The sequence below is a fragment of the Pseudomonas sp. P1_C12 genome, assembly GCF_056406435.1.
Genome location: NZ_JBFUAE010000002.1, coordinates 151,878 through 176,606, shown reverse-complemented (window position 1 = coordinate 176,606; position 24,729 = coordinate 151,878). Strand labels below are relative to the sequence as shown.

28 protein-coding genes are annotated in these 24,729 nt (G+C 60.0%); 18 read left to right on the top strand and 10 right to left on the bottom strand.

What is annotated here, in order from left to right; translation table 11 throughout:
- Window positions 1-155 precede the first annotated feature (155 nt).
- Window positions 156-602: a MarR family winged helix-turn-helix transcriptional regulator gene (locus AC1D19_RS03740; RefSeq protein ID WP_477762427.1), complete on the bottom strand. Its 447-nt coding sequence runs from the start codon at window positions 600-602 to the stop codon at window positions 156-158.
- Window positions 603-684: 82 nt separating this feature from the next.
- On the opposite strand from AC1D19_RS03740, the gene AC1D19_RS03735 reads away from it, so the two are divergent.
- Window positions 685-1,851 carry an aminotransferase-like domain-containing protein gene (locus AC1D19_RS03735; protein ID WP_477762426.1) on the top strand — a complete coding sequence of 389 codons (1,167 nt, stop codon included), beginning with the start codon at window positions 685-687 and terminating at the stop codon, window positions 1,849-1,851.
- Window positions 1,852-2,031: 180 nt separating this feature from the next.
- Here AC1D19_RS03735 and AC1D19_RS03730 read toward each other — a convergent pair whose 3' ends face one another.
- From AC1D19_RS03730 to AC1D19_RS03710, 5 genes are all read right to left on the bottom strand, one after another.
- Window positions 2,032-2,403 carry a glutathione S-transferase N-terminal domain-containing protein gene (locus AC1D19_RS03730; protein WP_150724597.1) on the bottom strand — a complete coding sequence of 124 codons (372 nt, stop codon included), beginning with the start codon at window positions 2,401-2,403 and terminating at the stop codon, window positions 2,032-2,034.
- Between the two features lie 104 nt (window positions 2,404-2,507).
- A complete protein-coding gene (gene folE / locus AC1D19_RS03725) occupies window positions 2,508-3,053 on the bottom strand; it encodes a GTP cyclohydrolase I FolE (protein ID WP_007988130.1) in 546 nt (181 codons plus the stop codon).
- A 77-nt stretch (window positions 3,054-3,130) separates the two neighbouring features.
- Window positions 3,131-3,688 carry a Smr/MutS family protein gene (locus AC1D19_RS03720; RefSeq protein ID WP_477754183.1) on the bottom strand — a complete coding sequence of 186 codons (558 nt, stop codon included), beginning with the start codon at window positions 3,686-3,688 and terminating at the stop codon, window positions 3,131-3,133.
- A 78-nt stretch (window positions 3,689-3,766) separates the two neighbouring features.
- Window positions 3,767-4,087, bottom strand: a complete 321-nt coding sequence (locus AC1D19_RS03715; RefSeq protein WP_477762425.1) for a hypothetical protein — start codon at window positions 4,085-4,087, stop codon at window positions 3,767-3,769.
- A gap of 131 nt (window positions 4,088-4,218) precedes the next feature.
- Window positions 4,219-4,809, bottom strand: coding sequence for a cysteine hydrolase family protein (locus AC1D19_RS03710; RefSeq protein WP_477762424.1), 591 nt, complete (start codon window positions 4,807-4,809; stop codon window positions 4,219-4,221).
- A 238-nt stretch (window positions 4,810-5,047) separates the two neighbouring features.
- On the opposite strand from AC1D19_RS03710, the gene prmB reads away from it, so the two are divergent.
- A complete protein-coding gene (prmB, locus tag AC1D19_RS03705) occupies window positions 5,048-5,956 on the top strand; it encodes a 50S ribosomal protein L3 N(5)-glutamine methyltransferase (protein WP_477754180.1) in 909 nt (302 codons plus the stop codon).
- A 103-nt stretch (window positions 5,957-6,059) separates the two neighbouring features.
- Here prmB and AC1D19_RS03700 read toward each other — a convergent pair whose 3' ends face one another.
- Together AC1D19_RS03700 and AC1D19_RS03695 are read right to left on the bottom strand one after the other, a co-directional pair.
- Entirely contained in the window at window positions 6,060-6,851 is a 792-nt protein-coding gene (locus AC1D19_RS03700; RefSeq protein WP_477762423.1) for a hypothetical protein, read from the bottom strand.
- 100 nt (window positions 6,852-6,951) lie between these two features.
- A complete protein-coding gene (locus AC1D19_RS03695) occupies window positions 6,952-7,950 on the bottom strand; it encodes an alpha/beta hydrolase (RefSeq protein ID WP_477762422.1) in 999 nt (332 codons plus the stop codon).
- Window positions 7,951-8,033: 83 nt separating this feature from the next.
- Between AC1D19_RS03695 and aroC the strand changes: the two genes are divergently transcribed.
- From aroC to mtnC, 5 genes are read left to right on the top strand one after another with little or no spacing between them, the layout of a single operon-like run.
- Window positions 8,034-9,125, top strand: coding sequence for a chorismate synthase (gene aroC / locus AC1D19_RS03690; RefSeq protein WP_477762421.1), 1,092 nt, complete (start codon window positions 8,034-8,036; stop codon window positions 9,123-9,125).
- A gap of 34 nt (window positions 9,126-9,159) precedes the next feature.
- A complete protein-coding gene (locus tag AC1D19_RS03685) occupies window positions 9,160-10,305 on the top strand; it encodes an MFS transporter (protein WP_477762420.1) in 1,146 nt (381 codons plus the stop codon).
- Complete coding sequence (locus AC1D19_RS03680; protein WP_477762419.1) at window positions 10,302-10,922, top strand: methylthioribulose 1-phosphate dehydratase; 621 nt, start codon at window positions 10,302-10,304, stop codon at window positions 10,920-10,922. The genes AC1D19_RS03685 and AC1D19_RS03680 overlap by 4 nt, the downstream gene beginning before the upstream one ends.
- 20 nt (window positions 10,923-10,942) lie before the next feature.
- Entirely contained in the window at window positions 10,943-11,488 is a 546-nt protein-coding gene (locus AC1D19_RS03675; protein ID WP_477762418.1) for a 1,2-dihydroxy-3-keto-5-methylthiopentene dioxygenase, read from the top strand.
- A gap of 4 nt (window positions 11,489-11,492) precedes the next feature.
- Window positions 11,493-12,176, top strand: a complete 684-nt coding sequence (mtnC, locus tag AC1D19_RS03670) for an acireductone synthase (RefSeq protein ID WP_477762417.1) — start codon at window positions 11,493-11,495, stop codon at window positions 12,174-12,176.
- 151 nt (window positions 12,177-12,327) lie between these two features.
- Here mtnC and AC1D19_RS03665 read toward each other — a convergent pair whose 3' ends face one another.
- Entirely contained in the window at window positions 12,328-12,606 is a 279-nt protein-coding gene (locus AC1D19_RS03665) for a DUF3509 domain-containing protein (RefSeq protein ID WP_108219055.1), read from the bottom strand.
- Between the two features lie 356 nt (window positions 12,607-12,962).
- Here AC1D19_RS03665 and AC1D19_RS03660 point away from each other — a divergent pair, with 356 nt between their 5' ends.
- From AC1D19_RS03660 to AC1D19_RS03615, 10 genes are all read left to right on the top strand, one after another.
- Window positions 12,963-14,801 (top strand): long-chain-acyl-CoA synthetase, encoded by a 1,839-nt coding sequence (locus tag AC1D19_RS03660; RefSeq protein ID WP_477762416.1) that lies wholly within the window; start codon window positions 12,963-12,965, stop codon window positions 14,799-14,801.
- Between the two features lie 97 nt (window positions 14,802-14,898).
- A complete protein-coding gene (locus tag AC1D19_RS03655; protein ID WP_477754172.1) occupies window positions 14,899-15,417 on the top strand; it encodes an ankyrin repeat domain-containing protein in 519 nt (172 codons plus the stop codon).
- Window positions 15,418-15,556: 139 nt separating this feature from the next.
- Window positions 15,557-16,087 (top strand): hypothetical protein, encoded by a 531-nt coding sequence (locus tag AC1D19_RS03650; RefSeq protein ID WP_477762415.1) that lies wholly within the window; start codon window positions 15,557-15,559, stop codon window positions 16,085-16,087.
- Window positions 16,088-16,169: 82 nt separating this feature from the next.
- Window positions 16,170-16,361: a PLD nuclease N-terminal domain-containing protein gene (locus AC1D19_RS03645; protein ID WP_007993066.1), complete on the top strand. Its 192-nt coding sequence runs from the start codon at window positions 16,170-16,172 to the stop codon at window positions 16,359-16,361.
- A gap of 250 nt (window positions 16,362-16,611) precedes the next feature.
- Window positions 16,612-17,487: a polyamine aminopropyltransferase gene (speE, locus tag AC1D19_RS03640; protein ID WP_477754170.1), complete on the top strand. Its 876-nt coding sequence runs from the start codon at window positions 16,612-16,614 to the stop codon at window positions 17,485-17,487.
- A gap of 151 nt (window positions 17,488-17,638) precedes the next feature.
- A complete protein-coding gene (locus AC1D19_RS03635) occupies window positions 17,639-17,872 on the top strand; it encodes a hypothetical protein (protein ID WP_477754169.1) in 234 nt (77 codons plus the stop codon).
- Window positions 17,873-18,082: 210 nt separating this feature from the next.
- Window positions 18,083-18,427, top strand: coding sequence for a ribonuclease E inhibitor RraB (locus AC1D19_RS03630; RefSeq protein ID WP_020796118.1), 345 nt, complete (start codon window positions 18,083-18,085; stop codon window positions 18,425-18,427).
- Window positions 18,428-18,793: 366 nt separating this feature from the next.
- Window positions 18,794-20,203, top strand: coding sequence for a circularly permuted type 2 ATP-grasp protein (locus tag AC1D19_RS03625; protein ID WP_477754167.1), 1,410 nt, complete (start codon window positions 18,794-18,796; stop codon window positions 20,201-20,203).
- Between the two features lie 12 nt (window positions 20,204-20,215).
- Window positions 20,216-21,166, top strand: coding sequence for an alpha-E domain-containing protein (locus AC1D19_RS03620; protein ID WP_477754166.1), 951 nt, complete (start codon window positions 20,216-20,218; stop codon window positions 21,164-21,166).
- Complete coding sequence (locus AC1D19_RS03615) at window positions 21,163-21,972, top strand: transglutaminase family protein (protein WP_477762414.1); 810 nt, start codon at window positions 21,163-21,165, stop codon at window positions 21,970-21,972. The genes AC1D19_RS03620 and AC1D19_RS03615 overlap by 4 nt, the downstream gene beginning before the upstream one ends.
- A 116-nt stretch (window positions 21,973-22,088) precedes the next feature.
- On the opposite strand, the gene AC1D19_RS03610 is transcribed toward AC1D19_RS03615, so the two are convergent.
- Window positions 22,089-22,910, bottom strand: a complete 822-nt coding sequence (locus AC1D19_RS03610; RefSeq protein WP_477762609.1) for a c-type cytochrome — start codon at window positions 22,908-22,910, stop codon at window positions 22,089-22,091.
- Window positions 22,911-23,512: 602 nt separating this feature from the next.
- On the opposite strand from AC1D19_RS03610, the gene AC1D19_RS03605 reads away from it, so the two are divergent.
- Window positions 23,513-24,718, top strand: a complete 1,206-nt coding sequence (locus AC1D19_RS03605; RefSeq protein ID WP_477762413.1) for an acetyl-CoA C-acetyltransferase — start codon at window positions 23,513-23,515, stop codon at window positions 24,716-24,718.
- Window positions 24,719-24,729: the final 11 nt, after the last annotated feature.

The following is a 24,729-nucleotide window of genomic DNA, read 5'->3' as shown; positions in this document are numbered from 1 at the left end:
ATTTTGTAGACGAAAAGTTTGGCGATCGGGATATATCGCCTGTTCGGACGCTATCGCGAGCAGGCTCGCTCCTACAGTTGATCGCATACCCCTGTAGGAGCGAGCCTGCTCGCGAAGGGGCCGGATCGGTTAATGATTATCCAGCAGGCAAACACTCATTCAACCGACGAATGACTCCTCCCCAACTCCAGATTCACCGCCAGCCACCCATTCACCGCCGTCTCCCCGGCCTCGGCAAACACCCGCTCCAGCAATTTCACTTGCTCGCGCCGCAGCGCCTGTTCAAACCGCGCACCTTCCGCCGTCAACTCCAGCAAACGCTTACGCTTGTCAGCCTCGGACGCAACGCTCTCGACCAGATGCATCTCCAACAATTGCCGCAACGGCATGTTCAGCGCCTGCTTGCTCACGCCGAGCAACGCCAACAGCTCCTTGACGCTCAGGTTCGGATAGCGGGCGATGAAAAACACGATGCGCTGATGCACCCGACTCAGGCCGCGACGTTCGAGCATTTCATCGGCCTTGGCGGTGAAGGCCTGGTAGCCGAAGAAAAACGCTTCCATGGCCTGCTGCTGGGAAAGCGGGTTTTTAAGGTCAAGCATATTGACGTATCCGTTCGGGGAGGCGTAATTTCGGTCAACAAGTTTGACTCATTTTTCACATGCCTCGCTACCGGTGATCCCCATGGCTTTTTCCGAACGTGTCTCGCGCCTTAAAAGTTCTTTGATCCGTGAAATCCTCGCCGCGGCACAGCGTCCGCAGATGATGTCGTTTGCCGGCGGTCTGCCGGCCGAAGCCATGCTGCCAAAAGTCGATTGGAACGACATGCCGGTAGCCATGGGCCAATACGGCATGAGCGAAGGCGAGCCGGCGCTGCGCGAAGCGTTGGCTGCCGAGGCGCGAGCGTTGGGAGTGGGCTGCGAGGCGAGCCAGGTGCTAGTGGTCAGCGGCTCCCAACAAACCCTGGATCTGGCGGCCAAGCTGTACATCGACAAGGGCACCGAGATCCTGCTCGAAGCGCCGACTTATCTGGCGGCACTGCAAATATTCAAGCTGTTCGGCGCCGATTGCCTGACCGTGCCGCTGGAGGCTGACGGGCCGAACTTGACGGAGCTACGCGCTCGCCTGGAACAACACCGCCCGGCTTTCATCTACCTGATCCCGACTTTCCAGAACCCATCGGCCGTGCGGTACAGCGAAGCCAAGCGCGATGCGGTGGCGGCGTTGCTCGATGAATTTGGCGTGACGCTGATTGAAGACGAGCCTTACCGCGAGCTGACCTTTGACGGTGGCAGCGCCACGCCGATTGTCAGCCGCTTGAAGAAGGCCAGCTGGATCTACACCGGCACCGTGTCGAAAACACTGTTGCCGGGATTGCGCGTCGGCTACTTGATCGCCAGCCCGGACCTGTTTCCACATCTGTTGAAACTCAAGCAATCGGCGGATCTACACACCAATCGGGTTGGCCAGTGGCAGGCACTGCAATGGATCGGCAGCGAAAAGTACCGGCAACACCGCAGTGAATTGCGTGACTTTTACCGTGGGCGTCGGGATGCGTTTCAGTTGGCGCTGAACACTCATTTTTCGGATCTGGCGGACTGGAACGTGCCGCAGGGTGGGTTGTTTTTCTGGCTGAAACTCAAGCAGCCGCAGGACACCCGCACCTTGCTCGACGCCGCGTTGGCCAATGACGTAGCGTTCATGCCGGGGGAACCGTTCTTTCCCGAGCCGGATAACCATCCGGGGTATTTGCGGTTGAACTTCAGCCACATTGATCCGGCGCGGCTGGATGAAGGGCTCAAGCGGTTGGCGGCGGTGGTGCGCCAAGCTCAGGCGGCGCAAGCGGCCTGAAAACAAATAAACCGGCGTAAGGGCCGGTTTATTTTTGCCTGGAGACTTGTGGTGACTGTAGTGGCCTCTTCGCGGGCAAGCCCGCTCCTACAGGGTTGTGTACGCCGTAAATCACTGTAGGAGCGGCGGTGCGGCGATCCGACTTGCCCGCGAAGGCGTCCTTTCGGGCACCCCAAAAAATCAAGCTGCCGCGAAACGCTTGTCCAGATAATCAATGATCACCTTGGACTCGTACATCCAGGTGGTCTGGCCATTCTCTTCAATGCGCAGGCATGGCACCTTGATCTTGCCGCCTTGCTCCAGCAAGGTCTGGCGATCCTGTTCGTTGTTCTTCGCATCGCGAAGGGCCACCGGCACATTCAGGCGGCGCAGGGTGCGGCGGGTCTTCACGCAGAACGGACAGGCGTGGAATTGATACAGGGTCAGGCCCTTGGCGGCGGATTCGACCTGGGCCTGAGCGGCGGCGGGGCGCTTTTTCTTGCTTGGACGAGTAATGAAGTCGATGAAAATGATCAGTTGGCCAAGGCCGACACGAAGCGCTTTTACGAACACGTTGAAAGCCTCACGGTGCTAATGAATAAGGGCGCGCAGCTTACCTGATTTTTTGCAGACGAAAAAAAACCGGCGATGAACGCCGGTTTTCTTCGTGCCGCGAATTACTTGATGAGGCTGAGGAATTCGCTGCGGGTCGCGGCGTTCTCGCGGAACTCGCCGAGCATCACCGAGGTGATCATCGTCGAGTTCTGCTTTTCCACACCGCGCATCATCATGCACATGTGCTTGGCCTCGATCACCACTGCAACGCCCAGGGCGCCGGTGACTTGCTGGACCGCGTCGGCGATCTGGCGGCTGAGGTTTTCCTGGATCTGCAGGCGACGGGCGTACATGTCGACGATCCGCGCCACCTTCGACAGGCCCAGGACCTTGCCGCTCGGGATGTAGGCGACGTGAGCCTTGCCGATGAACGGTAGCAGGTGGTGTTCGCACAACGAGTACAGCTCGATGTCCTTGACCAGCACCATTTCGCTGTTGTCGGAGCTGAACAGGGCACCGTTGGTGACCTCTTCCAGTGTCTGTTCATAGCCGCGGCAGAGGTACTGCATGGCTTTGGCGGCACGCTTGGGCGTGTCGAGCAGGCCCTCGCGGGAGACGTCCTCGCCCAGTTGGCCAAGGATCGCGGTGTAATTCTGTTCCAGGGACATGAAACTACCTGTGGGATTTTACGCAAAGGTCAAGGGTACGGTGGCGGACACGACGCTGCAAGCGTAGCGCGTCAGCTTTACTCGTCACGACCTTCCATCATGGTGCGTTTGAGCATCACATAAACCGCGCCGGCACCGCCGTGTTTCGCCTGGCACGAGGTGAAGCCGAGCACCTGTGGATGCTGGCGCAGCCAGGTGTTGACGTGGCTTTTGATCATCGGCCGCTTGCCATCCAGGCGTACCGCCTTGCCATGGGTGACGCGTACACAGCGGATTTCGAATCGGGTGGCTTCGGCGAGGAACGCCCAAAGGGTTTCCCGGGCCTTTTCCACGCTCATGCCGTGCAGGTCGAGGCTGCCTTCGAACGGAATCTGTCCGACTTTGAGCTTGCGCATCTGGCTTTCCTGCACGCCGTCACGCGCCCACATCAGCTCGTCTTCAGGGCCGACGTCGATGACGAACTGATCGGACAGCCCGTCTACGGTGGTGGATTCGGTGCGCACTGTGGCCGCTTGGCGCAGCATGGCAATCTGCGCGCGGTCAGCCTTGGGTTTGCCGGTTTCGGCGCGATCGTGCCTGATTGGCTTGACGCCTTGGATCGCGCTTTTGAACAGGGAAAAATCGTCGTCTTGCATGTCAGCCTCCGCGAAGGGCGGCCAGTTTACCCAACTCGAAGCGAATCGGGCGCGACAAAAACGCGCGCGACGCTTGGCTCAGTCGTGTTTTTTCATCAGGTGCGGCGACATGGCCAGTTCCCGCGACTGGCGCGAGCGACGACGGCAACGGCGCCATAGCCACACGCCGAGGTACAGCACGAACAGGCCGATGACCAGGATCACGGCAGCACCGGTGCGGCTTGTGTTCAATTCACCCAGGGCGGGTGCGTGGCCGAGCAGGCTGGCGGTACCGGCCATGGCGAGCAACACGCCGCACATCGCCAGCAATGCCGCGAACGTCGCGCCGATTCGAAAACGCCAGTTGCGTTGGCCTTTGGACCGCAAGCGGCGAGCGTCAAAACCATCGGATAACTTCATTCCGACCTTCCTCAATGGGTATCGGCCCTTCGACCGGGAGTTGACCGGGATGTTCCTGAGGCTAAGACAATTACGGCAAATGCGAGGTTTTTGCGGATGAGCGGCATTTCAGGCCGCTCATTGAGCGTCGATCAGATCAGTTCACAGGTCAGCGCGAGGGTGGCGAAGTTGTCGCCCATGATCGCCATTTCGGTCTGATGAACGTGCGCGGCGCTCAGGACACCGCCCTTGTAGGGTAGGTCGCGTGTGGCGCAGGCGTCTTCAATAAGTGTGCATCGGAAACCCAGGTTCTTCGCTGCGCGCACGGTGGTGCTGACGCTCGAGTGACTCATGAAGCCGCAGACGATCAGGTCGAGGGCGCCGAGGTCTTCCAGGCGTTTGGCCAGTTCGGTGCCATGGAACGCGCTCGGCAGCAATTTACCGATGACGGTTTCGTCGCTCTGTGGCTCCAGGCCAGGAATGAATTCACCACCGACGCCTTGCGGGTTGAACATCCCACCGAGCGTTCCGAGGTGGCGGACATGCACGATCGGCCGGCCGGCGGCACGGGCTGCGGCGAGTAACTGCTTGATGTTCGCGACGGCCTCATCCATGCCGCTGAGCCCCAGGGGCCCGCTCAAATACTCTTTCTGGGCATCAATGATGATAAGGGTCGCTTGACTCAGTTTGGCTGCCGGATAACCGCGACCGCTGAGTTGAAACATCGTTTTTGGAACAGACATTCTGGGGCTCCTTGGAGTGGGGCTTTTGCGACATTGTCCTCTGGCTGAGCGGTTCTGTGAATCGCTACGATCGTAGGTGCCGTCGTTGCTGGCCTGTAGCCTTGTCAATAGTCGCATTTTGTTCAATAGCCTGGCGAAAAAACGGATAACTCCTACATTTGAATCGGTAGTTTCCCGCGTCGTCGTAACGTCGTTTGACTGGTAGAATCGCCCGTCGATTTTTCTGGAGTTTGCCGTCGTGATCACTTCCCGCCTTCGCACCCTGCGTGACCATATCCGTTGGGCCGTCAGCCGCTTCCATGGGGAGGATCTGTTTTTCGGCCATGGCACCGACAATGCCTGGGACGAAGCCCGGCAATTGGTGTTGGGTGCGCTGCACCTGCCGTGGGAAATCGCCGACAGCTACCTCGACTGCAATCTGGAAGAAGACGAAGTGGTCCACCTGCAGCTTTTGCTCAAGCGCCGCATCGAAGAGCGGGTGCCTACGGCGTATCTGTTGGGCGAGGCCTGGTTCTGCGGCATGTCGTTCATCGTCGATGAGCGCGTGCTGATCCCGCGTTCACCCATTGGCGAGTTGATCGAAAACCGTTTTACCCCATGGCTGGCTAACGAGCCGGCGCGAATTCTCGACCTGTGCACCGGTTCCGGTTGCATCGGTATCGCCTGCGCCTACGAGTTCCAGCGTGCCGAGGTGGTGTTGGCGGACCTGTCGTTCGAAGCGCTGGAAGTAGCTAACCAGAACATCGAGCGCCACGGTGTCGATGAGCGTGTGTACACGGTGCAGGGCGATGGTTTCGAGGGCTTGCCGGGACAACGTTTCGACCTGATCGTGTCGAACCCGCCCTACGTCGATGCGGAAGATTTCGCTGACATGCCGGACGAATACCAGCACGAACCGGAGCTGGGCCTGGCCTGCGGTGACGACGGTTTGAACCTGGTACGGCGCATGCTCGCCGAAGCGGCGGATCATTTGACCGAGAAGGGCTTGCTGATTGTTGAAGTGGGCAACAGCCAGGTGCACGTCGAGGCGTTGTACCCGGAAGTCGACTTCGCCTGGCTGGAGTTCGAGCGTGGCGGCCATGGTGTGTTCATGCTGAGTGCGCAGCAGTGCCGGGAGCATCAGGCGTTGTTCGCTTCCCGCGTTTAACCGTTAAAGCAAAAGATCGCAGCCTGCGGCAGCTCCTACAGGTTTATGTGAACACCCCTGTAGGAGCTGCCGCAGGCTGCGATCTTTTCAAGTCCGACGCCGATTACCGGTGCGTGGCAATCCAGATCAGCAATCCCGCCTGAAACACCGCGAACGCCACCAGACAGGTGATGGTGAAACGCAGCCCGGCGTCTTCGCGTTTGTACTTGCTGACTTTCTCTTCGTGTTTCTTGAGTTTGACTTCCTGCTCGGCCAGGTTCTGTTCGGCTTGCTGGAGCATCTGCGCCGCCTCGAGGATCTCCACGACCTGCAGTTTTTCGCTGTTCCAGTCGCCAGAAAGGTCGCCGACCTTGACCGGCTTGACGCTGCCTTTCAAATGTTGGGCATCGGCATACACCACGTCGAAACCGTGCACACGCAAAAAGTGATCGCGGCGCAGGCGGGTGTCTTCGTTCAGCGCATCCTTGTTGTTCAGGTCAAAGCCGTCGACGGTGTAGGTCGGCCAGCGTTTCTTCGCCCAGTTGATGCCCTGGGCCGCCAGGTAGCGGCCAATGCCACGGTTCAGCGGTTCAACCTGCAAACCGCTGTCCGGGCCGAAATGCACGCGCTTTTCGGCGTGATCGACCCACACGTCCAGATGATTCTGTTCCTTGCGCACACGCTGGCCGGGCAGGGTGATGCTCATGCGCATCAGGCTGCGCGCCTTGTCGTTGCGCTCGGCATAACCTGATTCGACAAAGCGCAATGGGCGCCCGCCCGTGTTGCGGTCAGTCTGCAGCGGCGCCAGACGGAGCATCTTGTGGTGCTCGACGTGGACGTCCGCCCAGGGCAGCTCGACCGCTGGCGGTGCGTCAGTTTCAGCGCTGGTGTCGGGTGAAGTCTGGGTATCAGTCATAACGGCGAGATCCTGTCCAAGCTCAGCGTGTCGCCAACCAATGTGGCGGCGACAAAGGCTTATCGGCCGTTTTTTTCAAGACTGGAGGGCCTGGGGGCGTTTAGCTGGTACGAAGTCCGTCAATAAACCCGAGGATTCGTGTGCCCAGTTCCGCCGCCAGGGGTAATTGCGGATCTTTATAAGAGGCCAGTTGGCGTTTGACGTCGTTGGGCACGATGCGCATGACGTGGTTCATGCCCTCGATCAGCGCCAGTTCGGCGTCCGGTTTGGCGGCCTTGAGCAGCCTTGCGTCATTGACGCCGACCTGGATGTCGTTGCTGCCCTGGATGATCAGCGCCGGCATTTTCAGCTTGGCAAACGCCGCGGACGGGTCCTGGCGGAACAGGGAAATCAGGTACGGCTGCACGCTCGGACGGAAAATCGCCTGCAACGGTGGCGGCACATTGTCGTCGGGTTTCCCGGCCTTGAGGCTGTCGAGCAATTCATTGCTGCGCAGCATCAGCGGTGGAGGCAGGCGATTGCCCAGTTGCTGGCGGATGACCTGATCAACCGGCCTGGCGCTGCCGGAGACGGAAATCACCGCGTCGGCATCGATGCCCGGCGCAGCGAGGCTGGCGATCAAGGCACCTTCGCTGTGACCCAGCACAATCAATTTGCCGAAACGCGGATCGGACTTGAGCTTCTGGCCCCAGGCTTCGGCATCGGACACATAGGCCTCTACCGTCAGATTGCGCTCGTCCGGCGTGGCGGCCAGGCTTGCGGCCACGCCGCGCTTGTCGTAACGCACGCTGGCGATGTTGTGTTTGGCCAGCACCCAGGCCAGGCGCTTGAGGCTGTCATTGCGCCCGCCGTCGGCGTTGTTTCCGTCGCGATCCGTAGGGCCGGAGCCGGAAATGATCAGGACAACCGGCACAGGATTGTCGGATTTTGGCAGTAACAGCGAGCCGAAAAGCTCGCCGGTGCCTGTATCCAATGTGATCGGTCGTTGCAGGACAGTCGCCTGGGCGAAGCCGGAAATCAGGGTAAGGCTCAAGGCAAGAACTCGCAGCATCATCGCGCCATCATCCAGAAGATGCCAGTTGGACTCACAGGCACCCATAAGGTTCGAGGATGAACTACTTGGGTAGCCTGCGTATACTGGCGCGCATTACGTATTCAGGTTCATTTCACGGAGCGTCCTGCATGTCCGGCAATACCTACGGCAAGCTGTTCACAGTCACCACCGCGGGCGAAAGCCATGGTCCGGCGTTGGTCGCCATTGTCGACGGCTGCCCGCCGGGCCTGGAGATATCCCTGGAGGATCTGCAGCGCGACCTGGACCGCCGCAAACCCGGCACCAGCCGCCACACCACCCAGCGCCAGGAAGCCGACGAAGTCGAGATCCTCTCTGGCGTGTTCGAAGGTCGCACCACTGGCTGCTCGATCGGCCTGCTGATCCGCAACACCGACCAGAAGTCCAAGGACTACTCGGCGATCAAGGATCTGTTCCGCCCGGCCCACGCCGACTACACCTACCACCACAAATACGGTGAGCGCGACTACCGCGGCGGCGGCCGTAGCTCGGCCCGCGAAACCGCGATGCGCGTCGCGGCCGGTGCGATTGCAAAAAAATACCTGGCCAGCCAGGGCATCGTCATTCGCGGCTACATGAGCCAACTCGGGCCGATCGAAATTCCGTTCAAGACCTGGGATTCGGTGGAGCAGAACGCCTTCTTCAGCCCGGACCCGGACAAGGTGCCGGAACTGGAGGCCTACATGGACCAGTTGCGCCGCGACCAGGATTCAGTCGGCGCGAAAATCACTGTGGTCGCCGAAGGCGTGATGCCGGGCCTGGGCGAGCCGATCTTCGACCGTCTCGACGCCGAACTGGCCCATGCGCTGATGAGTATCAATGCGGTCAAGGGCGTGGAAATCGGCGCCGGTTTCGCCAGCGTCGCCCAGCGTGGCACCGAGCACCGCGATGAAATGACCCCGCAAGGTTTCCTCAGCAACAACGCGGGCGGCATTCTCGGCGGTATTTCCTCCGGTCAGCCCATCGTTGCGCACCTGGCGCTGAAGCCGACGTCGAGCATCACCACACCGGGCCGTTCCATCGACATTCACGGCAACCCGGTGGAAGTCGTCACCAAGGGCCGTCACGATCCGTGCGTCGGCATCCGCGCCACGCCGATTGCCGAGGCGATGATGGCCATCGTGTTGATGGACCACCTGCTGCGTCACCGTGGGCAAAACGCCGATGTGCGCGTGAGCACACCGGTGCTGGGTCAGCTTTAATGGCTGACCTCGCAGCCGCTGCGGTTTGACAGGCGTGGCGGCGCTCCCGTACTGGCGGCTTTCCAGTTTCTATCTGTTCTATTTCGCCTTGCTCGGTTCGACAGCACCGTTCCTGGCGCTGTACTTCGATCATCTCGGATTCAGTGCCGCGCGCATCGGCGAGCTGGTGGCGATCCCGATGCTGATGCGCTGCGTGGCGCCGAATATCTGGGGCTGGCTGGGCGACTACACCGGTAGGCGGCTGGCCATCGTGCGCTTCGGCGCGGTGTGCACGCTGCTGACCTTTTCGCTGATTTTCGTCAGCAAGACCTACGCCTGGCTGGCGATGGTCATGGCCTTGCATGCGTTCTTCTGGCATGCGGTCTTGCCGCAGTTCGAAGTCATCACCCTGGCGCACTTGCAGGGCCAGACCTCGCGCTACAGCCAGATTCGCCTGTGGGGCTCGATCGGTTTCATCATCACCGTGGTCGCGCTCGGGCGCTTGTTCGAATGGTTGAGCCTGGACATCTACCCGGCGGCGCTGGTGTTGATCCTGTCCGGTATCGTCCTGAGCAGCCTGTGGGTGCCCAATGCCCAACCGGCGCCGGGCAACCGGGTGACGGGGGAAGGATTCCTCAAGCAATTGCGCAGCCCCGGCGTGTTGGCGTTTTACGGCTGCGTGGCGCTGATGCAGATGAGTCACGGGCCGTATTACACGTTCTTGACCTTGCACCTTGAGCGTCTGGGTTACAGCCGTGGCGTGATCGGCATGCTCTGGGCGGTCGGCGTGGTCGCCGAAGTGCTGATGTTTCTGGCCATGAGCCGGATTCTCGCGCGCTTTTCGCTGCGCCGGGTGCTGATGGCCAGCTTTCTGCTGGCGGCGTTGCGCTGGCTGTTGCTGGGCTCGCTCGCGGAGTTTCTTTGGGTGCTGTTGTTTGCCCAGGTATTGCACGCGGCGACCTTCGGCAGCTTTCACGCCGCTGCCATTTCATTCGTGCAACGTAGCTTCGGTGCGCGCCAGCAAGGCCAGGGTCAGGCGTTGTACGCCGCCCTGGCCGGCACCGGTGGTGCATTGGGCGCGTTGTATTCCGGCTACAGCTGGAATGCCCTCGGTGCGGCATGGACCTTTAGTATTGCCAGTCTCGCAGCCGTCGCGGCTGCCGTTATCATTGCCACACGTATGCAAGAGGACAGGCCATGAGCCTTACCCGTGAACACCTCGCCCAGGAAATCATCGACGCCGGGCGTTTTCTGTACGGCCGCGGCTGGTCGCCGGCCACCAGCAGCAACTATTCGACCCGCCTGTCGCCGACCGAAGCCTTGCTGACCGTGTCCGGCAAGCACAAGGGGCAACTCGGCATGGACGATGTGCTGGCCACCGACCTGTCAGGCAACAGCCTGGAACTGGGCAAGAAACCGTCCGCCGAAACCCTGTTGCACACCCAGCTCTACAGCTGGCGCCCTGAGATCGGTGCGGTGTTGCACACCCATTCGGTGAATGCCACCGTGCTGTCGCGCCTGACGCCGCAAGACTTCATCGAGTTCGAAGACTACGAACTGCAAAAAGCCTTCAGTGGTGTGACCACCCACGAATCCCGGGTGCGCGTGCCGATTTTCGACAACGATCAGGACATTGCGCGCCTGGCCGCCAAGGTGCAGCCTTGGCTGGACGCCCATCCCGATTGCGTCGGCTACCTGATCCGTGGTCATGGCCTCTACACCTGGGGCGCGCGCATGAGCGATGCCCTGCGGCAGATCGAGGCCTTTGAATTTTTGTTCGAGTGCGAGTTGAAGATGCGCTCGCTCTTTAAAGCATGAACCGTTAAGGAGTTGCCCTGATGAGCAGCCTGTCCGTTTATCACGTCTCCAGCCCTGAGATCCCCAACAAGGTGCTGACCCATTTCGAAGACATCGCCTCGACCCTGGCCGAGCAGGGCGTGCGTTTCGACCGCTGGCAGGCCGCCATAAAACTCCAGCCGGGCGCCAGCCAGGATGAAGTGATCGCCGCCTATCAAGAGCAAATCGACAAGCTGATGACCGAACGCGGTTACATCACCGTTGACGTGATCAGCCTCAACAGCGACCACCCGCAAAAAGCCGAATTGCGTGCAAAGTTCCTCAACGAACACCGCCATGGCGAAGACGAAGTACGATTTTTTGTCGCCGGTCGTGGCCTGTTTACCCTGCACATCGACGATTACGTCTACGCGGTGCTCTGCGAGAAAAACGACCTGATCTCGGTGCCGGCGGGCACCAAACACTGGTTCGACATGGGCGAGCACCCGCATTTCATTGCGATCCGCCTGTTCAACAACCCGGAAGGCTGGGTGGCCAACTTCACCGGCGAAGACATCGCCAGCCAATTCCCAGGCCTGGAGGACTGAGTCGATGCCGATCAAAGCGATTCTCACCGACATCGAAGGCACCACCAGCGCGGTGAGTTTTGTGTTCGACGTGCTGTTCCCCTATGCCGCCAAACACTTGCCGGCGTTTGTCCGTCAGCACGCCGAACGCGTCGATGTGGCGGAGCAACTGGCTGCCGTGCGCCGCGACAGCAATGAGCCGGACGCCGATGTCGAGCGCGTTGTCGAGATCCTGCTGGGCTGGATTGCCGAAGACCGCAAGGCCACTCCGTTGAAAGCGTTGCAGGGAATGGTCTGGGAGCAGGGCTATCTGGCCGGGCAGTTGAAGGGGCACGTGTACCCGGACGCCGTTGACGCGCTCAAGCACTGGCATCAGGCCGGTTATCAACTTTTTGTTTATTCGTCCGGTTCGATCCAGGCCCAGCGGTTGATCTTCGGCTGCTCGGAGGCGGGGGATTTGACACCGTTGTTCAGTGGTTACTTCGACACCACTTCAGGGCCCAAGCGCGAGGCGCAGTCCTACGCCAACATTACGCAGGCGATTGAGGTCGAGGCGGCACAGATTCTGTTTTTGTCGGACATCGTCGAAGAACTCGAGGCGGCGCGTGCGGCGGGGATGGCCACTTGCGGGTTGGCCCGTGAGGGCGGTGAACTGGCAGGGCATGTCACGGTCGACAGCTTTGCGCGGATCGATCCTGCCGCCTTCTAAGCACTACACAACTTGTAGGAGCGAGCCTGCTCCGGGCGGCGTTCCGACGATTGTAGAGTGTCAGTCAACATCAATGTTGAATGACAGATCGCTATCGTCGGAACGCCGCCCGGAGCAGGCTCGCTCCTACAGTGTTTTTCCACAATGTTTTTTACAGCGAGTGATAGGTCGGCAGGGCAAACCGTTGCTGGCTCTGCAGCATGGAAATCTGCGGCAATTCGCTGGCCTGTTCAGCGAGGTCACGGCGAATCGCGCTGATGACCCAGGACAGTTGATCGCCATTGTGCAATTGCTGGTAGGAGATCGAGCGCATGAATTCTCTGCCGTCGGCGCTGCGCAAGGTCAGCAGAATCCCGCCATCAGGGCGGTCCTGGGTAGTGACTGCGAAGTTGGAGAACAAGGACGAAAATTTTTCCTGGATAAGGCTCATGTCGTTCAGCTCCGTGATGACTTGAATGGTAAGCATGGGGAGACTGTTGCAGCCTTTGTGCCAGTATTTTCAGTGGTTAAGTGTTAATAAAATCAATAGCTTATTGTTTTTGGTGATTTTTGCTTTCGTGCAATCTGCATGAATGGCCATCGTGCATCCTGCATTTTGCAGGTACGTCGGCGACTCGATGGAACCAATTGGCGCGCACGGGATCATCTTCGCGCAGCGCTATCGCAGATCAAGATCGCGGATACAAAACATTTCAAAAACCGCGTGTACAGCTCAAGAACCGTTGACGTATTTTCGGGCTCAGTCATAGCCACCCGACAATAAAAAAAGATCGAACGGGAGCAATCATGAGCCGTACGTCGAACGACACGATTACCTGGGGCATGATGCTCCGCAAGTTGCCTTCCATCGCCAAGGCCATCCCCCGGGTGGTGAAGGGCATGAAGGCCGCCAACGTCAAGGACCCGACCCAGGCGTGTGGTTTGGGCTGGAGTGTCGAGCAAGCTGCGTTGCGCAACCCGGATGGCCCGGCGCTGTTGCAAGGCGACGTAACGCTCAGTTACTCCGAGGTCAACCAATGGGCCAATCGCATCGCCCATCACCTGATCGGCCAAGGCATCGGCAAGGGTGATGTGGTGGCGGTCTTTATCGAGAACCGTCCGGAACTGCTGGTGACGATTCTCGCGGTGGCCAAGGTCGGCGCGATCAGTGCGCTGCTCAATACCTCGCAGACCCGCGACACCCTGGTGCACAGTGTGAATCTGGTGGCGCCGGTGGCGATCGTTGTCGGTGAAGAGTTGGTCCCGGCGTACCTGACGGTGCGTGATCGGGTGTCGATCAAGGCTGACCGAACCTGGTTCGTCGCTGATCAGGACACCTCTCGCCAACCGGGTATCGCGCCTGAAGGTTTCATCAACCTGATGACCGCCAGTCTCGACGATGCCAGCGAAAACCCACCCGGCAGCCAGCAGATTTTCTTCGACGATCCCTGTTTTTATATCTACACCTCGGGTACCACTGGCCTGCCCAAGGCTGGCGTGTTCAAGCACGGACGCTGGATGCGCAGCTCTGCGAGCTTCGGCATGATCGCCCTGGACATGCGCCCCGACGATGTCGTCTATTGCACCTTGCCGCTGTACCACGCCACGGGCCTTTGCGTGTGCTGGGGGGCGGCCGTCAGTGGTGCCAGCGGGTTCGCCATCCGCCGCAAATTCAGCGCCAGTCAGTTCTGGAACGATGCGCGCAAGTACCGGGCGACCACCATCGGTTATGTCGGCGAACTGTGCCGCTACCTGGTCGATCAACCGCCCAGCGCCGACGACAGCCGGCACGATGTGAAGAAAATGATCGGCAACGGTTTGCGTCCCGGCGCCTGGAGCGAGTTCAAGACCCGCTTTGCGGTGAATCACATCTGTGAGCTGTACGCCGCCAGCGATGGCAATATCGGTTTCACCAACATTCTCAATTTCGACAACACCATCGGTTTTTCCCTGATGTCCTGGGAGCTGGTCGCGTACGACCACGACAGCGGCGCGCCGATTCGTCAGGCCAACGGCTTGATGCGCAAGGTCGCCAAGGGCGAGCAGGGGTTGCTGCTGGCGAAAATCGACGACAAGGCACCGTTGGACGGCTACACCGATCCGCAGAAAACCGCCAAGGTCGTGTTCCAGGATGTGTTCGAGAAGGGTGACCGCTACTTCAACACCGGCGACCTGTTGCGCAACATCGGTTTCGGTCATGCGCAGTTTGTCGACCGCCTGGGCGATACCTACCGCTGGAAGGGCGAAAACGTCTCGACCACGGAGGTTGAAAACATACTCCTGCAACACCCGCATATTTCCGAAGCCGTGGCCTATGGCGTGGAAATCCGCAACACCAATGGCCGCGCCGGGATGGCGGCGATCACGCCTGCCGAATCCCTGGCAACCCTGGACTTCAGCGAACTGCTGGCCTTCGCCCGTGAGCAAATGCCGGCCTATGCGGTGCCGTTGTTCCTGCGGGTGAAAGTGAAAATGGAAACCACCGGAACGTTCAAATATCAGAAGACCCGACTCAAGGACGAGGCCTTCGACCCGAGTAAAACCGGAGATGACCCGATCTATGCCTGGCTGCCGGGGACCCAGACTTACGTACAGGTCACGCAGCAGTTGTTGTCTGACATCCACGGCGGCAAGTACCGCTATTGAATCTGGCTATGGCGGCCCATGAGAAAAAACAAGTGACAGTGCCGGGGCCGCTCGGGAAACTGTCGGCTTTTACGAATGACAGAAAAGGGAGTGCCCAATGTCAGACAAAAGCCGCCAGATGACCCCCGAAGAAGCCGCCGAATTCACCGAACAGGTATTCAACAAGGCACGGGAGGGCGATGCGGCAATGATGGCCGCGCTGCTGACCAAGGGTTTGCCGCCGAACCTGCGTAACCACAAGGGCGATACCTTGCTGATGCTGGCCGCGTACCACGGCCATGTGGACACGGTAAAAGTCCTGCTGGAGCACAAGGCCGACCCGGAGATCCGCAACGACAACGGCCAGAGCCCGATTGCCGGCGCCGCCTTCAAGGGCGACCTGGCGGTGATCAAGGCATTGGTCGAGGGTGGCGCGCAGGTTGAAGGCTCGTCCTTCGATGGCCGCACGGCGCTGATGATGGCGGCGATGTTCAACCGCGTTGAAGTGGTCGATTACCTGATCGGCGAGGGCGCCGACCCGAAAGCCAAGGACGCCAATGGCATCACTGCGCTGGAAGCGGCTAAAACCATGGGCGCTACCGATACGGTTGCTCAGCTTGAGAAGCTGATTGGCTGATTGCTTTAAAAGATCGCAGCCTTCGGCAGCTCCTACATTGAGTGGCGTACACCTGTAGGAGCTGCCGAAGGCTGCGATCTTTTTTGGCTTGCGCTATCCTTCGCGCCCTCAACATTCCCCTCGCTACAGGATCCGCCCCATGAAAGCCGCACTCGTCGAACTCATCAGCAAAATCAGCTCCGGGTGCATGGGCGAAGACGAAATCCTCAAGGTCGCGGACGAAGCGGCCCAGGCCTACGCCGATCAGGATGCTTTCCTGGCCGCCAATCCGGACATCAACTACGACGACAGCTTCCCGATCCCGCTGGGTGAGTGGGTGGTGGTCGGCAGCCTGCCGGAAACGGTGCTGTTCCAGGCGGACACCTACATGGATCTGTTCGCGCAAATCGTCGCGTCGTTCGGTCCGGGCGTGGAATTCAATCTCAAGCCTAAGCAACTGGCGAAGACCGAAGCCCTGACCGCGCTCAACCGAATCCAGGTGCAGATGAGCAGCATGAACAAGGAAAACGGTGGCTACACGCTGATGAATTTCAGCCAGTTGCTCGATGACGAGTTGCAGGTGGTGCTGGTCTACGGCAATGACGTGCCACGCGTGCTGGAATTGTGCGCCGAAGTCGGCATCGTGGCCGCGCCATCCCTGGAAGCCTTGAAAGTGGCGATCCACGTCTGATAGCCAAACACTGTCAATAAAAAGGAACCCTCGCGGCGACCGTCTATCCTGAGAGGGCAAATCACTCTTCAGGAGCGTCACCATGGGTTCCACGTTCAACAGCCTGGTTGCCTTGATCATTTTTGCCCTGGACATCTGGGCCATCATCAACGTCTTCAAAAGTAGCGCCGAGACCGGGATGAAAATCCTCTGGGTGCTGCTGATTGCGCTATTGCCAGTGCTGGGACTGATCATCTGGGCCATCGCCGGACCGCGGGGCAACGTCAAATTCTGAACAGGCGACACTGAACCTGTGTGCGAGCCTGCTCGCGAAGAACGATAACGCGGAGCCACTGACACCGCATCGGCCGCTTCGCGAGCAGGCTCGCTCCCACAATGTTCTGTGGGTACTTCGATGACGAAGGTTCGACCTGTCATGTTCCGCGACGTAGAATGCGCGCCTTTCCCGGTCAATCGATACGATCGAATGACCATCATGGGCGGGTAACCGTCCGTTGCCACCCGCATTCATCGGAGCACTTCCCATGAGCAACACCCCGACCAGCGACTACCTGGAAACCCTTTACGAAGGCTACGGCCAGCGTTTTCGCATGGAAAAACTGCTGCACGAAGTGCGCACCGAGCACCAGCACCTGGTGATCTTCGAGAACCCGCGCATGGGCCGGGTGATGGCGCTGGACGGCGTGATCCAGACCACCGAAGCCGACGAATTCATCTATCACGAAATGCTGACTCACGTGCCGATCCTCGCCCATGGCACCGCCAAGCGCGTGCTGATCATCGGCGGCGGCGACGGCGGCATGTTGCGTGAAGTGGCCAAGCACCGCAGTGTCGAGCACATCACCATGGTCGAGATCGACGGCACCGTGGTCGACATGTGCAAGGAATTCCTGCCGAACCACTCCAAAGGTGCATTCGAAGATCCACGCCTGAACCTGGTGATCGACGACGGCATGCGTTTCGTCGCCACCACCACTGAAAAATTCGACGTGATCATTTCCGACTCCACCGACCCGATCGGACCGGGGGAAGTGCTGTTCTCGGAAAACTTCTACCAGGCCTGCCACCGCTGCCTGAACGAAGGCGGCATTCTGGTGACGCAGAACGGCACGCCGTTCATGCAGATCGAAGAAGTGAAGACCACCGCCGGTCGCCTGCGCAGCCTGTTCCCGGACTGGCACTTCTACCAGGCCGCCGTGCCGACCTACATCGGTGGCTCGATGACCTTCGCCTGGGGCGCCACCAATACCGCTTATCGCCAACTGTCTCGTGAAACCCTGCAACAGCGTTTCGCCGGCAGCGGCATCGTCACCCGCTACTACAACCCGGAAATCCACATCGGCGCCTTCGCCTTGCCGCAGTACGTTCTGCAGGCTGTGGGCAAGCCAAGCAACGACTGAAAGTAGGACGCAACCCTTGTGGGAGCGAGCAGGCTCGCTCCCACAGTTCCATGATTTCATGCCAACACCCCATAAACCGTTTGAACGATCACTCAGGGCAAAAGTCCAGATAGATGTAAGCCCATTTGCGGGTTTGTTCTAGGAGGCTCTGATGCAAAAGTGGAAAATCACTTTCGTGGATGATCACGGTGAAACTGTCGACGAAGTCTTTGAGTGCGACGAGTGCCCGGATAACGAACGCGCTGCCAAACTCATCAAGGCCCGGCTCCTTCCTATTGCCGCCGAACTGGATCTGAACGATCTGGAAGGGCGAACCGCTGACGCCAGCGTCAAGAACCTCAAGACCCAGAACAGCATTCAAATCCTCGGCATTACTCCAATCTGAACGGCACCTGTCGCATTCACATCCAGGCCTTGGCAGAGGCTCTATCTTGAGGCTACTCTGCAAGCGAGATCAGCGAATGAATCGCTAAGGTCTGGTCTTGTCAGCTCCATGCTTGTTTCCCGCCGGCACATCGGTTGCCGTCGCTCGCGCTGTTCGGTTGCGGGTGAGGGAGTACGGAAAGTCTATCCATCGTATTGAGGAGGACGTTTCATGAGCACAGCCTATCAAGAAGACATCAGCAGCAGCGTGTTGCGCCGCATGAAAGAAGGCGGTTTTGACTTTTCGCGGTTTCATCCCATCGAGTTCTACGCCATTTTCCCGGACGAGGAGCGGGCACGCAGGGCGGCAGGTCATTTCCACCGTGGTGAATCCCTGGATGCGCAAATCAGTGTGCGCGACGATGGCGCCTGGGCGCTGGAGTTGTGCAAGGTCATGTATGCCACCTATGACGACATCGGCGACTTCGAACAAGGTTTCGAAGCAGTGGTCGAGCCGTTGGGTGGCATCATCGAAGGCTGGGGTGTGAAACAGGAGGTACGAGGGCGACTCGCATAACCTTATGAACAGTGACAACCAGCAATGACGGCTGACCTTCGGGTTGGCCGTTTTCGTTTCAGCACGTTGCAGAAAGGAAAAAAAACCGCCTGGGCAGGCGGCTATAAGGGGAGATCGGCAGGTTTTCCAGCGAATGCATGAATTATCCCCAGCGACTGCCGGGCAGTGAAATCAACTCTGACTATGCTGGTGATAGGCGATCACAGCGCCTTGCAATGAAGCGGGGGCAATCAGGATGGGGCATTTGTCGCACAGGATTGGTGCGGCGCGTGCGTCTTGATTATCCAACCGATTGAAATTTAAGCGTTTATGCCGATGGCACGGGCCTTGCGAAGGTCTGGACGTCCGAGTGACAAGGAGTACGGCATGATCCGCAACTATTTTGATGAGATGTACGATGCCGGCGGCCAGGTCCGCCCGCATTATCGGGAGTTTGCCCGTTGGCTGGCCGAGACGCCTGACGAGCTTCTGGCACAACGGCGACGCGAGGCCGATCTGCTGTTTCATCGCGCCGGGATTACTTTCACGCTCTACGGTGATGAGCAAGGGACAGAGCGCCTGATTCCCTTCGACACCATTCCCCGCAGCATCCCCGCCAGCGAGTGGCGCGTCGTCGAGCGCGGCTGCATCCAGCGGGTCAAGGCGTTGAACATGTTCCTCGCCGACCTCTACCACGAACAGCGCATCATCAAGGCGGGCATCATTCCGGCCGAGCAGGTGCTGGCCAACGAGCAGTACCAGTTGGCGATGCAGGGCCTGGATCTGCACCGCGATATCTACTCGCACATCTCCGGCGTCGACCTGGTGCGTGACGGCGATGGCACCTACTACGTGCTCGAAGACAATCTGCGCACACCGAGCGGCGTCAGCTACATGCTAGAAGACCGCAAGATGATGATGCGCCTGTTCCCCGAGCTGTTCGCGGCGCAACGCATCGCTCCTATCGACCATTACCCGAACCTGCTGCTCGACACACTGAAAAGCTCAAGCCCGATCGATAACCCGAGCGTGGTGGTGCTGACGCCGGGGCGCTTCAACAGTGCGTTCTTCGAACATGCGTTCCTGGCCCGGGAAATGGGCGTGGAACTGGTGGAGGGCGCTGACCTGTTCGTGCGTGACGACAAGGTCTACATGCGCACCACCGACGGGCCGAAAGCGGTTGACGTGATTTATCGTCGCCTTGACGACGCCTTCCTCGATCCCCTGGCCTTCAACCCGGAATCGATGCTTGGCGTGCCGGGGCTGTTGTCGTCCTACCGTTCCGGCAACGTGGTGCTGGCCAATGCCATCGGCACGGGGGTGGCGGACGACAAGTCGGTGTATCCGTTCGTTACCGACATGATCCGTTTCTATCTGGACGAAGAACCGATCCTGAAGAACGTGCCGACCTGGCAGTGTCGTAATCCGTCTGAGCTTTCCCACGTGCTGGCCAATCTTCCAGAACTGGTGGTCAAGGAAACCCAGGGCTCCGGCGGCTACGGAATGCTGGTGGGGCCGGCGGCGACGGCGGCGGAAATCGAAGCCTTCCGCGCGCGGATCATCGCCAAGCCCCATGCGTATATCGCGCAACCGACGCTGTCGCTGTCGACCTGTCCGACCTTTGTCGAAAACGGCATTGCGCCACGCCACATCGACTTGCGGCCGTTTGTCCTGTCGGGTCGTGAAACCCGGGTCGTGCCCGGCGGCTTGACCCGCGTCGCCCTGCGCGAAGGCTCCCTGGTGGTCAATTCCTCCCAGGGCGGCGGAACCAAGGACACCTGGGTGGTCGAGGATTAAAGGAAGCCTGTCATGTTAAGTAGAACTGCCTCGGATTTGTATTGGATGTCGCGTTACCTGGAGCGGGCGGAAAACCTCGCCCGGATGCTCGACATCAGCTATTCGCTGTCGCTGATGCCGCAAGACGGTCGTGGCGACGGTTTGCACGAACTGGCCATGCCACTGTTGATCACTGGCACCCTGGACGATTACCTGGAGCGCCATGGTGAATTGCATGCCGAACGGCTGCTGCATTTCTTCGCCCTGGATGCGGCCAACCCGGCGAGCATCTACAGCTGCCTCGGTGCCGCACGGGCCAGCGCCCATGCGGTGCGTGGGCGCATCACCGCCGACATGTGGGAAAACATCAACGCCACGTGGCTGGAAATTCGCGGCATCGCCGAACAGGGCCTCAGTCGCTACGGCATGAGCCGTTTCTGCGAGTGGATCAAGGAACGTTCCCACCTGTTCCGGGGCGCGTCCTACGGCACCATCATGCGTAACGATGCGTTTCGCTTTATTCGTCTGGGGACCTTTATCGAGCGGGCGGACAACACCTTGCGCCTGCTCGATGCCCGCTACGAAATGGCCGGCGACCAAGCCGAAGCGGTCAGCGATGGCACCGCTCACGCCTATTACCAATGGAGCGCGTTGTTGCGGGCGTTGTCGTCGTTCGAGGCCTACACGGAAATCTACCGCGATGCCCCCGGTGCCCGGCATGTGGCGGAATTGCTGTTGTTGCGGGCCGATGTGCCGCGATCCCTGCGCGCCTGCACCGAAGAAATCGACCTGATCCTCGCGCAATTACCGGGGGCCAATGGTCGTCCAGCACAACGCCTGGCGGCAGAAATGGACGCACGCCTGCGCTATACCGGCATCACCGAAATTCTTGACGAAGGCCTGCACGCCTGGCTGACCGAGTTCATCCCGCTGGTGCGCCAGTTGGGTAACGCGATTCACAGTTCTTATCTGGAGGCCGCATGAGACTTTCCATTAGCCACGAGACCACCTACCACTACGAAGACAAGGTGCGGGCGAGCATCCAGTATCTGCGCCTGACTCCCCACGACAGCGAGCGTCAGCACGTGCTCAGCTGGCAGCTCGACCTGCCGCGTCCGGTGCGCGCGCAACTCGATCCGTTCGGCAACATCCTGCATGTGCTGACCTTGGACGAACCGCACGAGGCGATCATCATCGGCGCCCGTGGCCAGGTCGATATCGACGAATGGCGTGAGGCCGAACACGAGAGCCAGTCGGCGCTGCCGTTTCTGCGCTTCACCCGTTTGACCGAAGCCGATGCCGCCCTGCGTGCGTTCGCCGAGAAGGAATGCAGGCAGCGCCGCGATCGCACGGCGCTGATCGATCTGATGCATGGCCTTAACCAGCATATGACCTACACGCCGGGCTCCACGGAAGTGGACACCAGCGCGGCCCAGGCCTTTGCCGGACGCTCCGGTGTGTGTCAGGACCACACCCACGCGTTTCTCGCCTGTACCCGCAGCCTGGGCATTCCTGCGCGTTATGTGTCGGGCTATCTGTACAGCGAAAACAGCGAACACCTGGCCAGCCACGCCTGGGCCGAAGCCTGGCTGGATGATGCCTGGTACAGCTTCGACGTGACCAATGAACTGGCCCGGCCGGAACGTCACCTGAAGCTGGCGGTGGGCCTGGACTACCTGGATGCCTGTCCGGTGCGCGGGATGCGCCGGGGCGGCGGGTGTGAGCAGATGCACGCCAAGGTGCTGGTTTCACCGACGCCGGCGCCGGTGATTGCCGTGCAGCAGCAGTAATACCGTGGATCGCCCTTTGTAGGAGCTGCCGGAGGCTGCGATCTTTTGATTTTGCTTTTAATAAGACAACGTCAAAAGATCGCAGCCTCCGGCAGCTCCTACGGAGGGCATGCGAGTCAGGGCTTCACCTTGCGCCCACCCATATGCTGCAAATACCCAACAAGCATCTGCAGATCCCCATCCGGCAACACCTCGGTCGAGAACCCGGGCATCTTCGCCTGCGGCCACTGGCGCAAACTCTGTGGATCGCGAATGTAGCGCAGGAGGAAGTCCGCGCCGAAGTACTCGGTCGGGTTGTACGGAATATTCAGGTCCGGCCCGAATTGCGCGTCCCCGGCGCCGTTGAGTCGATGGCAGGCCAGGCAATTCTTCTGGAACAACGCAAATCCCTTGTTCACCGGATCATCCGCCTTCAACGCCGGATCGGGCAGCAGGGCAGGGAAGCGCTCGGCCACGGGCGCCAGGCGTTTGATGCTCGCCACCTGGAACGGCCATTGTTCGGGGCTGATGTTGCCGGCCTGCGGATTGCTCCAGACCAGATAGAACGGCCCGGCGCCTGGCTTGCCTTCCGACAGCGGTGGCCAGGGTTTGGCCGGGTCTTCAATCGCCAGCCACGCCTGTGCCCCCTGGGTATTGAGCAACGGCGCCGCGGCCATTTCGGCGGCAAAGCCATCCAGGGCCACGGCTTGCAGGTGGTCGTCAGGCTTGATGCCGGTCAGTAATGCGGACAGCGGCACCGCGCGGTAACTCATGTCCCGCTTGTAGGAAACGTCGTTGCTGATGTTGATGGTTTGAACCTGAGGATGCTTGAGCAATTGCTCGGTCTGCCAGGTGCGACTGTTCGCGCCCAGCTCCAGGTTCAGCTGTGCGGCATACAGGGGCGAGCCGAACAGCATGGCCCCGAGCAGAATGAGCATTTTCAAGTGATCGCCGTCCATGTCGTGCAAGTGCCGCAAGATTGGCACAGCCACGCTGGCCCGGGTAGCGGGCCAGTCACATTTTGAGAGTGGCAATTCAAAAACTGTGACGCCGTATCTTTTAGACGCGACTAGCCGATCACCTTGGTCAGGTTCGGCAATATCAACAACAGCGTGGTGGCGAAAAGGATGAGCCCGGCTTGACGTACTTTCGATTGTTTGAACATGGCTTGACCGCCTTTTTTGTTATTTCCTGATGCCTGCCCGCATAGCTCCATGGTGGCAGAGCGTTGCACTTCCTGTAGTGACGAGCGCCTCGGCAAAACCCGACGACAACTTCGTACAAGTTCACCTTAGAGCCCGCGCTGCGCTTGGTTTAGATCCATTTCATATGGAGTCGTTACGATTCGCTTTAAAAAAGGTATGAGGCCTATTGCCAGCTTCTTTGGCGCCCGTTGGCTAGACAGCTTGGTGTCTTGAATCGGTTAATCCGGTAGCTGACTACCGTCCGTCTGAGCGTGAGCGTCAACGTCTGTGAGCGCTGCGGTCATTGAATCAAACGTGGCTCGGGCCAAGAGTGGGCACTCGGTATTTACCCATCTGCACTGCGGTTCGAGGACGTCATGACCCAAGCATTGATTTTCGACGCGTTACGCACGCCCCGTGGCAAAGGCAAGGCCGATGGCGCCTTGCACAGCGTCAAGCCGGTGAACCTGGTTGCCGGTTTGCTCACCGCGCTGCAACGGCGCACGGCTCTGGATACCAGTCAGGTCGATGACGTGGTGCTCGGCTGCGTGACACCGATTGGTGATCAAGGTTCCGACATCGCCAAGACCGCCGCTCAGGTGGCCGATTGGGATGTCAGTGTGGCGGGAGTACAGATCAACCGTTTCTGCGCTTCGGGGCTGGAGGCAGTGAACCTCGGCGCGATGAAAGTGCGTTCCGGCTTCGAAGACCTTGTGGTGGTCGGTGGTGTCGAGTCGATGTCGCGGGTGCCGATGGGCAGCGATGGCGGGGCTTGGGCGCTGGACCCGGCAACTAACCTGCACAGCCACTTCACGCCACAGGGTGTGGGCGCCGACCTGATCGCCACCCTTGAAGGCTTCAGCCGTCAGGACGTCGATGCCTATGCGCTGCAGTCGCAGCAAAAGGCTGCGCGGGCGCGGGCCGACGGTTCGTTCAACAAGTCGCTGGTGCCGGTGCAGGACCAGAACGGCATCGTCCTGCTCGATCACGATGAGTTCATCCGCGCCGAATCGACCCTGGAAGGCCTGGGCAAGCTCAAGCCAAGTTTCGAGATGATGGGGCAGATGGGCTTCGATGCCACCGCACTGCGGGTCTACAGCCGCGTCGAGCGGATCAACCACGTCCACACCCCAGGCAACAGTTCCGGAATCGTCGACGGCGCGGCGCTGATGCTCATCGGCTCCGAAGCCAAGGGCCGGGCGCTGGGCTTGCAGCCCCGGGCGCGGATTGTCGCCACTGCGGTCACCAGCACCGACCCGACCATCATGCTCACCGGCCCTGCGCCGGCGACCCGCAAGGCGCTGGCCAAGGCCGGGCTGCGGGTTGAAGACATCGATCTGTTCGAGGTCAACGAGGCCTTTGCCTCCGTGGTGTTGAAATTCATCAAGGACATGGCCGTCGATCCGGACAAGGTCAATGTCAATGGCGGCTCAATCGCCATGGGCCACCCGCTGGGCGCCACCGGTTGCGCCATTCTCGGCACGCTGCTCGATGAACTGGAAGCCCGACGCCTGCGTTATGGCCTCGCGACCCTGTGTGTCGGCGGCGGCATGGGCATTGCCACCATCATCGAACGCCTCTGAGCCCGGACTTC